We start from the raw sequence: 12,366 nt of genomic DNA, 5'->3' as shown, positions 1-12,366 counted from the left end.
AGGCTCTCTCCCCTAGAGGGCTGCAGTATTTAAGAGCTCCAACTGACGCTGATGCTTATATTGTCCATAATGGCCAAGGTTGGCTAGGCACAACTTCCACAAAGATAAACTCCCTGAAGAGGCAAAGCCAGAAGCCAATGTGGAATTTTATCTAATTTCCGGCTTTTCTGATATACTTCCAGTAATCAAAGACCAAGGAACGATTAAGACTATCATTGGCATAATGCCTCTTTTAAGACTGGGAACTACTGATGCCGGAAGAGAGATTTCACGAGATTTTGAAAGTTACGAAAGCCCGAAAAATTTTCTTAGTGTTGTTGGCGGAAAGCTCACCACTGCAAGGCTTAGGGGTGAAAAAATTTCAGACTGGATATGCAAAAAGGAAAGTTCCTCTAAAAGATGCAAAACCCATTTAAAAGAACTACCTCCCAACTAAAAGTCAAGGCAAACCCTAAATCGTTTCCCCAGTATTTTTATGGACCTTAAGTCTGTGTCAAAGGGGAGCTTTTACCTGATGGCCTCCACATTCATCTTCATGGTCACGGGCTACTTGATACACTTTGCCCTTGCAAGGCTTCTTGGACCAGTTTCATATGGAATTTACGGAGTGGTGGTCTCTCTAATTACCATCTTCAATCTCGTACTCACTTCGGGAATCTACCAAGCAGTTTCCAAGCACATATCGGCGGGGGAGGATCCAGAGGCAGTCAAGAAAGCGGCGATAAACCTCCAGCTTGCCTTCTCTGCAGTTCTTTTCGTGGCTTACGAAGTCCTGTCTGGGACTTTCGCGGTTCTTTTGGGTGATTCCTCTCTTGCCTACTACATCCGGCTCTCAGGATTCATAATGATAGGCTACTCTCTCTACTCAGTTATCACTGGATACTTCAATGGCCTTGGAAAATACAAGGCACAGGCAGGTATACAGACACTGTATTCCTTCGTAAAGACATTCTTCATGGTAGGATTTGTCGTCCTGGGCTTTTCAGTTGGAGGGGCATTCATAGGGTTTGCTTTTGCCCCAATCCTCGCATTTCTTGTAGGATTATATATTTCCCAGGGAAAAAGCAAAGTGGACCTTGACTGGAAAATCCTTGCTGATTTTGCCTGGCCCGTTATTCTTTACACAGTGGCGCTCAACTTTCTCATCAGTGTTGACCTTTTCTCGGTCAATTCCATTTTAGGAAGCGTCGCGGAGACTGGGTATTATAACGCCGCAACAACTATCGCGCGCCTTCCATACAGCATCCTCTGCGCGATTGGAGTTGCCTTATTCCCAGCCATCTCAATGTTTTATTCAAATGGCGAAAAAAAGAGGGCAAAGACCTACCTTAAGGAAGCGGCAAGGTATCTCATCATCCTCATAACGCCTGCGACAGCCCTGATAATCGTTACAAGCCCTGTGCTTATATCTCTCCTCTATACCGGGACTTACCTTGAAGCCAGCGAACCGTTGAGAATACTCTCAGTGGGATTTGCATTTCTGACAATCTTCTCGGTCCTGGCAAGCTGCCTGATGGCTATCGGCAAGACAAAACTTCCCATGGCAATCTCATTATCGCTTGGCCTGCTCAGCATAATCCTCAACAGGCTGCTTATACCCTTCTATGGCCTCAATGGAGCTGCATATGCGACAACCATTGCCTGCATTCTTGGGACCATCGCCATCTGCGCCTTTTCGATAAAAAATCTGGGAAATTTTATCAGTTGGTCAAGCATCCTAAGAGTCCTCCTTGCGTCTGGCATTATGGTTGCCGCTTCGCCTTTCCTGGCTGTCACCAGCAAGTGGCTTTTGCCTGCCGAATACTTAATCCTTGGAGCAATCTACCTCCTGGTCCTTTTGGCTACAAGGGAAATAACGGAAAAAGACTTTTCCCGGATTTACAACGCCATGCCGGGAAAAGCAAGGTCTTTACTGATGGGAATTAAGCTATACAGGAAATAATCTTATGAAATCAGTTCTGAAAAGCAGTTTCTTTCACCTGCTGGCAATCTACCTGCTAGTCACACTTGCGGTAAGCGCAGGCCTCTTGTGGAAGTATTCCCTAAAGCTCGACTTTTTCGCAGTAATAATTGCCGTGCTAGGCCTGTTTGCCATCAGCGAAAAGAGAAGCTTCAGGTTGTCATCAAAGACAGTGCAATTCCTTGTCATCACTGCTCTTCTTTTTGCCATTTTCGTCAGAACTCTTCCATACATCGACAACTCAGTCCCACTTGGGTATGACGCCGGCATATACAAGTATGTCTTTGACATGTTCCAAGAGAGTCTTCCCAGCATTCCTGAAAAAAGCCTTGACTTGTGGATAAAATCCGGGTTTCCCTCAGGCATTGCCGTGATGGCAGACCAGTTCTATCTTTTTGGAGTTAGTAGTGGGCAGTTCATTATTCCAGTCTACATATTCCTCTCCGCAATCACTGTCCTCCCAGTCTACCTTGTTTCAAAAAAGTATTTTGGGCTTGAAGCGGGAATATTCTCAGCCATAATGTTTTCGATTTCGCTCACACAGCTTAACGCCTTTTGGTATCTATACTACAGGAACATTCTTGCCCTAAGCACAATGCTTTTTGCCTTTTACTTTCTTGACGGAAAAAAAGGCCAGGTTCCAGCCATACTTTTTGCGTCAGCAACGGGCTTTTTGCACCAGCCAACTTTCCTTATGCTGGCCCTGGTCTGGGTGGCATACACAATCACAAGCTTCAGGGATAATAAAATATTCCTCAATGGGCTCCTTGGCTTAGCGGCCACAGGTATTGTGCTATTAGTAACCTATCACCAACGGCTCAGTGAACTGGTATTAGCCCCTTCCCAAAAGGTTCTTGAAAGTGTTATATATCCGGGAAGCATAGGGTCAGGCACCTTTTATAACCTGTTCACCTACCAGTATATCTCACTGGCAATCCTTCCTTTTGCCCTTCTTGGGTTTCTTGTTTTGCTAAGGCAGAAAAATTTCAACCCCCCTTTCCTGCTGTTTATAATAAACGGCCTTGTTGTAGCCCTTAAGCTGTTTTTCTTCAACCGCCTCATAATAAGCCTGGATATCGCAGCAATATTGCTGGCGGGCTTCGGCCTTGCCCAGGGAATATTTTACTCCAAAAGCATTTCCGGAAATTTACGGCTTGGGCTGGTTATCCTGATAATCCTTTCAGGAGCGGTTTCCACCACGACCCTTTCTTCAGAACTTGAGCCCCTGATAAATGAAACTCAGCTTGAAAGCATAAAGAAAATACCAAATTTCACCGAAGAGAACGCTTCCGTCATGGCCACTGCAAGCGCCTACTCTCCATGGGTTCTGGGCTATTCAAAAAGAATCACCATAGCCCCGGGGCAGTTTGACCAGGACTTATGGAATGAAAACCAATGGAGGCAGTTCTGGGCTGCGGGAAACTGCTCTGAAATATCTGCCCTCATGGAAGTATATCCCAAGCCACTTTATGTCTTCGTGGGAAAGCACCCCTCAAGCTCAGCGATAAATATGCAGAAATTCAGAGGCGACTGCTTCGAAATAGCCTATGAAGATGAGGGAGGAATACTTTATAGGCACGCTGGCTAAATTATGATAGAAGCCCTGGAAGCGGCAAGAATGATAGTTGCCTCAGCCTTCATTCTTTTCATGCCTGGCCTCTCGCTAAGCTTTGCTTTCTTTCCAAAAAGGGGAGAAATTGACTGGATAGAAAGGATTGCGCTAAGCTTCGGCCTGTCCATTGCAACCCTCCCGCTACTCGTCTTCCATGCAAACTTCCTTTTAGGCATAAAAATCAACCTGCTTAACGTCGCAATACTAAACCTTGCCCTGGCGACGCTGGGATATTTGATTTACCTGAAAAGATCCTCCACAAACGGCCGGATACCCCACATATTCCGCAAACAGAAAGAAGCTTAAATCCTCACAGAACCCATTAGAAAGGAGTTTCTCCAAGAAGTATCGTATATATATCAAGCAAAGCTAATTTATGGGAACTGAAGACAGTACTGAGCCCAAAAATCCGCAGCAGGAGGTAGTGCCCTACAGGTTCAGGCAAAAAGACGAAGACCTGGGCAAAAGAACCGAAAAATTCTCAAGTGTCCTTTCAGCAAATAAAAAAATGATTGCCATGGCCATAGGCATAATTATACTAGTTATTGTGGGCGGAACCCTGACCGGAAACATGATTAAGAAAAACAACGAGCTCCGGTCCTGCCAGAAAAGTCTTACTGATTCCTATTCGCGCGCTTCAGAGCTTTCAGGCAACATAACCTCCCTGGAATTTGTAGTTTCCTCCCTTTCAGGAAACCTAAGCTACACCGAGGATTGCCTTTCGACATGTGAAGTGGATTATGAATCCTGCATTGACGAAAATGAGGAAATCCAGACCCAGAAGAAAGCCGTATCCCTTGACTTGTCCGACACGAGCCAAAAGCTGAAGGAAGCCCAAAAAGAACTTTCCAACATGAATAAAGAGCTTGACAATGCCCTCGAAGAATTGGAAACTGCCGAAGATGAACGGGATGAAGCCCTAACAAAGAAAGAGCTTCTGGAGGGCAAATACGCAAGGTACAAGTGTTGTGCGTTCTATGAAGAGGGGTACAGGTTCTATACCCTAGAAGAAGGGGAAGTTAGGTGCTGCTATCAGGAAGAAGAGGTCTTCACCTGCGGATTTGGACAAAGCGAAAAAACAACAAGCGAAGCAGAGGTAATGAACCTAAACTGCTAAATAGTTTGGCTTTAAGTTTTTATGAAAAATCATTATTTACTCCTTCTGATATTACTGCTGCTACCCTGCCCTATTTTAGCAGAAGTAATTCACGAAGTAGAGCTTGTTGGCTCCAAAATAGCAATAAATACCACAATGGTTCTGACCTCAGATACCCCACTTGACTACTGGGACCTTACGGTAATAATTCCCGAAGGAGCACAGCTCGAAAAGATAGAGGACGAGGTTGGAGCCATAAAGTACACGCTCGACGGGTCTCTTGTGAAGTTCAGGACAAACCAGAAAAGGGCAGATGTCCGGATAGTGAACATGTATTATTCCGTAGGTGACTGGGAGAAACCTGGGGGCCTGAACCATGTAGAGCTTAACTTGTTTGGATTCGAAAACGAAACCTCTTACGCAGAAGTTAAGGGAAATTTTCCTTACGTATTTTCCCCGAACGCAAAGGTGGAGTATCTTGAATCTGAAACCCGGGCTAAACGGACAGGGCCGCTTAGCATCAACCTTATCTACGGCGGAAGCCAGGAAAGCGAACACTACTTCACAAATTCCGATATAGATCTTGAAACTGTCGAAAAATACTACCCCCTCATTGAAGGGCTTACCGGACTCAAAGTCCCGGTAAAGTTTGGGCTTGCGATACTCTCTGAAGAAGAATATGGCAAAGAATATAAGGACTGGAGTGCCGGAACGTTCAACGGAATGATACTCGTGAAAGAGTCAAAAAACGCAAATGACACGCTCGCCACAATAATTCACGAAACAACCCACGGATTCAATGCATTTGCCCTGTCCTGGAACAAGGCAAACGTAAGTTGGTTCGATGAAGGTGTTGCCTGTTACGCTACCTCAATAACCTACCGCATGCTCGGAGAAAGGCAGCCAGAACTATTTGGAAGCGAAAAGGTGTGGAAAGAAAAAAATTATATCTACACTCTCAAGCCGAAAAAGACGCCAGAAGACCTCTGGAACTACTACGCAAATGACCAGAAATATATGAGCTACTGGTACCCCCAGTCAAAATATGACCGGGAATTTGGATATGCCTACTCGGAGCTTTTCATAAGAGAATACCTCAAGGATGATGAGTCCTCCCTCCACAGAGTTTATCTGGACTTGCTTGAGATAAATGAAAGCGTCTCAAGCAAAGAGGAATCAAACAGAATAATGGAGGGCATACTGGGGCGCGACTTTAAGCCCTGCTACTCAAAAGATATTGACGAAATAAGGGCCTGCACAAAAGAGCTTAATGAGATGAGCTTCCGGGTGCCTAGAGCAAACGGAAACGAAATCGGATATATTGTCGAAGAGCCGACAATTCCAAAACCAACCCCCCGCTACATCTGGGATTATCTGCTGGAAGGATTTAAAAGGATAGTGGAGGGCTTTAACAGAATGCTCTCATCACTTTCTGGAATTTCAGGAAACTTTGCAAAGATAAGCCCTGACAGTTTAGGCAATAACTAAGCTCCCGGATATGCCAAGGTCAATGCCAAATTTTATTACTGGGTCTCACGGCCGATCATTTCCCTTATCTTTTCTTTTTTCATCCTGAACAGTGGAAACACAGCCATAAAAGAAATCAGTGCAATCATAAGAGATACAATACAAATAGAAGCAATGTCATTATAATAAGCCTGACCTAAAATCAGTGCCCCCAAAATACCCACTTTTTGTATCGTGCTGAATACGGAAGTCAAAAATTCAAGATTCTTTTCATTTGAAATATCCCCTACTAATGCCATGATAACCGGGCCCATCATCGCCGAATTTAGGGCAAGCAAAAAAATACCCAGAATCAAGAACATTGCCTGAGCCGACATATAAAGAGACAATATTCCGGAAATTAACAAAACATATGAGAAAAGCACCATGCCTCCCCTTCCCCTCAAGTCAGACATTTTTCCAAATAAATATGCCGTGAATATGGGCAAAATATAGAACAGCGCCATCAGGATTCCAATGTACTGAATGCCAAAAACCGCTTTAATTCGTAATGGAATTATCCCAAACATAAGGCCAGAAACAAAACTCAGCACAATCCAGATCGTGGAAATCCTTAAGGCAGTCATGCTCGAAAGAGACTTTTTCAGAAGATTAAGGGGGTCAGCTTTTTTCTTTGGCCTGATATCCTTTATGCCTAGCAGTAAGGCAGTTCCAACCAATGGAAAAATAGAATATATCAAAAAAGGCAATGTGTAATGAAAAGCAGAAACTAAAACCCCCAATGCAATAATTCCGGCTGTTGATCCTATGGCATTGAGAGCGCCAAATATCCCGGAATTGCTTCCATAAAGGTTTTTGTTGCTTGCCCTTATTAGATAACTGTGCTGTCCCGTCCAAAGAAACGCTGCCGCAATACCCAGAAGAATTGAACTTGCAAAAACCAAAAAAACAGATTTGCTTAAAAGGGTTAGTATAAATAAAGAATAAAATAAGGAGGAGCAAATCATGCAGCTCTTTGCGCCATATTTAGAAACAAATATTGCCGATATCGGATTGAATAGCCCATAAAACAAGTAAACCAGTATCAATGACTGAAATCCAAGTTCTGTATGCCCCATTTCCGAAAAATACAGGACCAGATACTGCTGAACGCTTGCATAGCCAAAAAATATGCAGAGGAAAGCCACACCAAGCAAACCAACGTTTCTATCTAAGTGAAAATCCATACTAATCTGCTAATCGAGCAAAAATGCCAGGTCTATCTCAAAAGCAGCCACGGGCGTTTCGATCCCAAAGTTTGTGATTGTTTCAGGGCTTACCTCACCAACAACCCCAACCATTTTCCCGTTGACCATGGCTCTTGCGGACCTTCCGCTTATGAATGCATAGTCATTGCAGGGTTCAAGCTTTAGGGTGAATCCAAGGTTTTCGACCAATGCCTCAAGGGACGAGGAAATTTCCTCGTAGTTCACTGTCGAGTTTGAGAGGACTGCAGAGGCAAAAGTTTTTTCCTTATCCCCATCAATAATTACCTTTCCTACCTCAAAAACTTTCTGTGGAAATTCATTATGCTGGTTTTTTGAGAGGAATTCCATCAAGGAAGGAAGTATGCTTCTCCGGACAACAGTATAATTCTGGTTTACAGGATTTGTTATTCTACACAGCTTGTCGCTGTGGCCCATCCTTCCGTTTTCCTTCTCTTCGTTTGAAAGTATAAATGAAATTGCCTGCTGGAAGCCCATTCCAACCATAAGCTCCTCGGCAACTTCGCTAAGGCGCATGTTCGTGTTCTCGCTTCCGATTGTTGGAATCTCAATTTTAAGGGGCATCAGGTTATTGTAGCCATATGAAATCAGGACATCCTCTATCAGGTCCCTCTCGTCAAACACGTCTTTTCTGTATGGGGGGTAAACTGCAGCAATCTTTCCGTCTTTTATCAAACAGGAAGCCCCTGCCCGCTCAAGCAGGCCCTGAATCATTTTGTCATCCAGGTCAAGGCCACTCAAATTCCTTACCACCTCAAGCTCAGCTTCAGCAGTTATCGCGCCCATATTCGGCGTGAACTTATCAGAATCCATGTATTTTACCTTGACACGGTAAACCTTTCCACCGCGCTCGGAAAAGTTAAGGGCAAGTATAAGTAGCGTCTGGTCAACCAGCTTCTCGTCAGTGCCGGTAACATCTATCATTATGTTTTTTGTATTCTCGTCGATTTTTCCAAGAGTATTCGAGTTGATTATCGGCGGCATGGATATTATCTGATTGTTCCTGTCGACAAAGACCGGAATTTTGTCACCGACCAGGTGCTTGTATGCCTGCCCCTTTCCATGCTTTTCAAGGACCTCTTTTGGGGTCATCATCTCGGTGTATCCCAGCGGCGGAAACTTCAGGTCTTCAGTGGCAACGCGGTAAGATAGGTTTGGATTTATCAGGTCGAAGTTTGAAATGCCTATTGCTACTTTTTCCCTGTTTCTGCCAAGCTGCGCATGAAGTCTTTCCTGAAGGCCCATAAGGTCCTTTATCATCTGGTCTGTGAAGTTCAGCCCAAGGACATAGCAGCAGGAAATGTAAGGCCTGACATCTTTCAAACTCTCGTCAACATTAAGGACAATATCGGAGTCCTTAAATTCGAGCTTCTGCTTTTCCCCCATCCGAAGCTTAAGCTCTCTGGAAATGCCTTCGGCGCTCCAAAGGTCAGGCCTGTTTGAGTCCTTGATGTCGACCTTGAGAAGGTCTCCGTCCACCCCGTCAAGCTCCCCTTTTGCAAGAAGAAGCATGCTTTCAAGCTCCTCAAGAGAAAGCTCTCTACCAAGCAAATTCTCCAAATCTCCCTTCGAAATATCAATCTTTGGCATAGTAATAATTCTCCCGAAGCCACTTAAGGTTGGATGAATATAATTCCCTAATGTCAGTAACGCCCAGGTTAAACATTGCAAGGCGGTCTATTCCAAGGCCCCAGGCAATTATCGGCTCCTCTATCCCAAAAGGCCTTGTGACTTGTTTTCGAAATATCCCTGCTCCGCCAAGCTCTACCCAGCCAAGCTTTGGGTGCTTTGCTGATATCTGCACTGACGGCTCAGTGAACGGGAAGTAGTCCGGATAAAACTTTACCGCTTCAGCCCCGGCAATGTCGATAGCAAACTGCTTAAGCAGGCCAAGCAAGTGCCGAAAGTTCATGCTCTTGTCGCAGACAATCCCCTCAAGCTGGTAGAATTCAAGGAGGTGTGTTGCGTCAACCACGTCAGGCCGAAAGACCTTTGCCAAGCTAAAGTATTTGCCAGGTATCTTCAAGTTTGGCAGGTGGGAAGCTGAAAGGGCTGTTCCCTGGGACATCAAAAGCGCGCTGTTTGACCGCCCGTAATCCCATTTATAGCCCCAGTACTTTTCGTGCTCTTTTCCCACTTTTTCTGCAACCGACCTGTCGACAAGAGGGATTTTTGCGTCGACATTAAAAATCTCATGGATATCCCGTGCAGAGTGAGTCTGGGGCATGAACAATACATCGCAGTTCCAGAAGTCCTGCATGATAATTCTTGAGTCCATCTCCTCAAAGCCCAGGTTTATAAGCTTCGTCTTGAGGTTTTTAAGAAAAACCCTGTAAGGATGCCTTTTTCCGGGGTAAAGCTTCTTTCCGGTAAAGCCCACATTGTACTCCTTGAACTTTACCTCTTTCCACATTCCGGTCTTTATGAGCTCCGGCGTGAGGGACAAAACCTCCTTTCCCTTGAGCTTTTTCACATCCTCAAGGCGGGCATCAAGCTTTCTTATGAGGTTTCTTTTAAGGAGCAGTGAGGCCATTTCTGAGGGAATGACCTGCTTTTCAGCATTTGAAAGCGCCTCTTCCAGGACAGACTTTCCCTTTTCAATAGCAGCTTTTCCTTCTGGGCTTAAGGACAAAAAGCCCCCATCAATGAAAATCCAGGAGCTTTTTTTGGCCCACTGAAGGGCAATATTAAAGTTTTCAAGCCGTTTTGCCTCTTCAAAAGGGACTTTTCCTTTTGAAATCAGATTCAAAAGGTTTCTCTCGGGGAGCCCCTCTTCAAGATACTTTTTTCCTTCTTCCGTAAGCCCATATGCCACTTTTTCCTGCATAATTTCGATTAAAAAAAGTAAAGAAAGCCGGTCCGGCCAGCCAAAAAGGCAAATAAGCAATTAGGGCAATTACTTTAATGCTATTTGCCCTCGGAAACTTTGCGATAATGGACCTGCTGCAGCTCGCCTGCTATTTTGTGATGATTTATGGTTCTGTCCTGTTTCTGCTGGTTTATATTGGAAACTTGGGCAAATTCAAGCAAAAAAAGGCCCCAAAGAAGCTGCCTTCAGTAACAATACTGATACCCGCCTACAATGAAGAGAAAGGCATATGCAAATGCCTGAAAACCTGCCTTAACCTGGACTACCCAAAAAACCTGCTGAAAATTATCGTAATAAACGACGGCTCAAAGGACAACACGCTAAAAGAATGCCGCAAAATTAAAAATCCCAGAATAAGGGTGATAAGCAAGAAAAACACAGGTAAAGCGGACTCCTTAAACTATGCCTTAAGGTTCGTAAAAACCGACTATATTGCAACGATGGATGCAGACTCTTTTCCCAAAAAAGACTATCTTCGAAGGATTGTTGGGGAATTGGGGGGAGATATAGTGGCAGTTTCCCCTGCAATGAAGATTTCAAAATCCAGGACTTTGATGCAAAAGATACAGTGGGTGGAATATATATTCTCGATTTACCTCAGAAAGCTTTTTGCAGTGCTTGATTGCCAGTACGTCCTTCCAGGCCCCGGATCGGTTTACAAGACCGAGCTTATAAGGAAGATGGGTGGTTGGGATAAGGACAGCATAGTTGAGGACATGGAGCTTGCATTTCGAATGCAGCTTGAGGGGCGTAGAATGGAAAACAGCACTACTGCAGTAGTATACACAGAAGCGCCGGAAACCTTCAGAGAGCTGTTTAACCAAAGGATACGCTGGTACCGCGGCTACTTTAAAACCACGGCAAAATACCTGAGAATGTTCGGAAATCCACGTTATGGAAACCTCGGAGTATATGTTCTTCCAATAAACTTCGTTTGGCTCTTTATTTTGGGCTATATGCTCTTCCTACCCGCCTATCTCTCTCTAAAGAGCGCATATGATACCGTGCACGCAATAATGCTTGTGGGGCTGCAGACACCCACACTTTCCTTTGTTTTCGACATCATTTCGATAAATTCTCTATCCTATTTTATGTTGCTCTTTATGTCCATCGGCATATCTATCATACTTATCAGCATTCACGCCTCAAATGAAAACCTCAACCTGAGAAAAAGAAAATTGGATTATTTAAGCTATATGTTTATCTACCCCCTCCTCTATTCCATCTTCTGGATGGGCGCCATAGTATATGAGCTTTTAAAACTAGAGAAAAAATGGTGAAAAGAAAAATAAACTACGGCCTATATCTCATAACTTTTGTGGCCAGTCTAGTGATATTTATCTCGGGGCTGATGGTGGCAAATATGATTAATGACGCTAAAATCAGCAGCATCTCCAAGGACCTGGCCTATCTTGAAGAACTAAGGAGCATCCAGGAAACAAATATGCTCCTCCTTGACTCTCTAGGCGAGAAAAAATGTGATGCCCTGTCACATTACCAGGCCTCAATGGTTCCTGAGCTGGAAGAGCTGGGCAAAAGGGTGGATATGTACGAGAGCTCTTCCGACGGAAAAAGATACCTTCCAGGAGACTATGAAATGCTCAAAAGAAGCTATACACTGCTACTGATAAAGTACTGGACATTAAGCAAAACTCTTGAAAAAGACTGCTCAGTGCCGATAGACGATATCCTTTACTTCTACTCGAGTAATTGTGAGGGCTGCGAATCTCAAGGGATTATACTCAACAGCATAAAGAAAAGCCACCCCGAAACCATGATATTTTCAATTGATGGAGAACTCGACCTCTCACCAGTTATAATCATAAAGCACAGCTACAATGTAACCCAATATCCAACACTTATAGTCAACAGCCGACAGTATGAAGGCCTGGTCAGCAAAGATGATCTGATTTCACTGCTGGAAACGGGCAAGATTGAAAAATAACCCCTTTCCAAAAAATATTTTATTCTTTGTGCAAAACCTACAAAATTGAAAGGATTCCCCAGGCATCTAAGAAAGAGATAGATAATTCTAAGAAAGAGATAGATAATTCTAAGAAAGAGATAGATAATTCTAAGAAAGAGATAGATAATTCT

Annotated in this window: 11 protein-coding genes; 8 read left to right on the top strand and 3 right to left on the bottom strand. The window is 44.1% G+C overall.

Annotated features, from left to right (window positions below; all coding sequences use genetic code 11):
- The first annotated feature begins 79 nt into the window (after positions 1-79).
- The 6 genes from JW727_01980 (at position 80) to JW727_01955 (ending at position 6,156) form a co-directional block, all read left to right on the top strand.
- Positions 80-436: a hypothetical protein gene (locus JW727_01980; protein ID MBN2094790.1), complete on the top strand. Its 357-nt coding sequence runs from the start codon at positions 80-82 to the stop codon at positions 434-436.
- Positions 437-475: 39 nt separating this feature from the next.
- Positions 476-1,942 (top strand): flippase, encoded by a 1,467-nt coding sequence (locus tag JW727_01975; GenBank protein MBN2094789.1) that lies wholly within the window; start codon positions 476-478, stop codon positions 1,940-1,942.
- Between the two features lie 4 nt (positions 1,943-1,946).
- A complete protein-coding gene (locus JW727_01970) occupies positions 1,947-3,548 on the top strand; it encodes a hypothetical protein (GenBank protein MBN2094788.1) in 1,602 nt (533 codons plus the stop codon).
- Positions 3,549-3,551: 3 nt separating this feature from the next.
- The gene (locus tag JW727_01965) at positions 3,552-3,878 is read left to right on the top strand and encodes a DUF1616 domain-containing protein (GenBank protein ID MBN2094787.1); all 327 of its coding nucleotides are present in this window, start codon (positions 3,552-3,554) and stop codon (positions 3,876-3,878) included.
- Positions 3,879-3,948: 70 nt separating this feature from the next.
- On the top strand, positions 3,949-4,689 hold the full coding sequence (locus JW727_01960) for a hypothetical protein (GenBank protein MBN2094786.1): 741 nt from the start codon (positions 3,949-3,951) through the stop codon (positions 4,687-4,689).
- A gap of 21 nt (positions 4,690-4,710) precedes the next feature.
- Positions 4,711-6,156 (top strand): hypothetical protein, encoded by a 1,446-nt coding sequence (locus JW727_01955; protein ID MBN2094785.1) that lies wholly within the window; start codon positions 4,711-4,713, stop codon positions 6,154-6,156.
- A 35-nt stretch (positions 6,157-6,191) separates the two neighbouring features.
- Here the strand turns inward: JW727_01955 and JW727_01950 are convergent, their stop codons facing one another.
- The 3 genes from JW727_01950 to JW727_01940 are packed head-to-tail and all read right to left on the bottom strand — an operon-like array spanning position 6,192 to position 10,227.
- Positions 6,192-7,361: an MFS transporter gene (locus JW727_01950; GenBank protein MBN2094784.1), complete on the bottom strand. Its 1,170-nt coding sequence runs from the start codon at positions 7,359-7,361 to the stop codon at positions 6,192-6,194.
- A gap of 9 nt (positions 7,362-7,370) precedes the next feature.
- A complete protein-coding gene (locus JW727_01945) occupies positions 7,371-8,990 on the bottom strand; it encodes a phenylalanine--tRNA ligase subunit beta (protein ID MBN2094783.1) in 1,620 nt (539 codons plus the stop codon).
- Positions 8,977-10,227 (bottom strand): phenylalanine--tRNA ligase subunit alpha, encoded by a 1,251-nt coding sequence (locus tag JW727_01940; protein MBN2094782.1) that lies wholly within the window; start codon positions 10,225-10,227, stop codon positions 8,977-8,979. The genes JW727_01945 and JW727_01940 overlap by 14 nt, the downstream gene beginning before the upstream one ends.
- A 77-nt stretch (positions 10,228-10,304) precedes the next feature.
- Here JW727_01940 and JW727_01935 point away from each other — a divergent pair, with 77 nt between their 5' ends.
- The gene (locus tag JW727_01935) at positions 10,305-11,549 is read left to right on the top strand and encodes a glycosyltransferase family 2 protein (protein MBN2094781.1); all 1,245 of its coding nucleotides are present in this window, start codon (positions 10,305-10,307) and stop codon (positions 11,547-11,549) included.
- Positions 11,543-12,214, top strand: a complete 672-nt coding sequence (locus JW727_01930; protein MBN2094780.1) for a hypothetical protein — start codon at positions 11,543-11,545, stop codon at positions 12,212-12,214. Before JW727_01935 ends, JW727_01930 begins: the two co-directional genes overlap by 7 nt.
- The last annotated feature ends 152 nt before the right edge of the window (positions 12,215-12,366 follow it).

This window comes from Candidatus Aenigmatarchaeota archaeon, assembly GCA_016932615.1.
Lineage (GTDB): Archaea > Aenigmatarchaeota > Aenigmatarchaeia > QMZS01 > QMZS01 > JAFGCN01.
This window is presented reverse-complemented; position numbering and strand designations above follow the sequence as displayed.

Excerpts from the sequence above, each read along its gene's own strand:
- JW727_01945 (MBN2094783.1), bottom strand. The coding sequence starts at position 8,990 with ATGCCAAAGATTGATATTTCGAAGGGAGATTTGGAGAATTTGCTTGGT.
- JW727_01960 (MBN2094786.1), top strand. The coding sequence starts at position 3,949 with ATGGGAACTGAAGACAGTACTGAGCCCAAAAATCCGCAGCAGGAGGTA.
- JW727_01935 (MBN2094781.1), top strand. The coding sequence starts at position 10,305 with ATGCTATTTGCCCTCGGAAACTTTGCGATAATGGACCTGCTGCAGCTC.
- JW727_01975 (MBN2094789.1), top strand. The coding sequence starts at position 476 with ATGGACCTTAAGTCTGTGTCAAAGGGGAGCTTTTACCTGATGGCCTCC.
- JW727_01930 (MBN2094780.1), top strand. The coding sequence starts at position 11,543 with ATGGTGAAAAGAAAAATAAACTACGGCCTATATCTCATAACTTTTGTG.
- JW727_01955 (MBN2094785.1), top strand. The coding sequence starts at position 4,711 with ATGAAAAATCATTATTTACTCCTTCTGATATTACTGCTGCTACCCTGC.
- JW727_01970 (MBN2094788.1), top strand. The coding sequence starts at position 1,947 with ATGAAATCAGTTCTGAAAAGCAGTTTCTTTCACCTGCTGGCAATCTAC.
- JW727_01965 (MBN2094787.1), top strand. The coding sequence starts at position 3,552 with ATGATAGAAGCCCTGGAAGCGGCAAGAATGATAGTTGCCTCAGCCTTC.
- JW727_01940 (MBN2094782.1), bottom strand. The coding sequence starts at position 10,227 with ATGCAGGAAAAAGTGGCATATGGGCTTACGGAAGAAGGAAAAAAGTAT.
- JW727_01950 (MBN2094784.1), bottom strand. The coding sequence starts at position 7,361 with ATGGATTTTCACTTAGATAGAAACGTTGGTTTGCTTGGTGTGGCTTTC.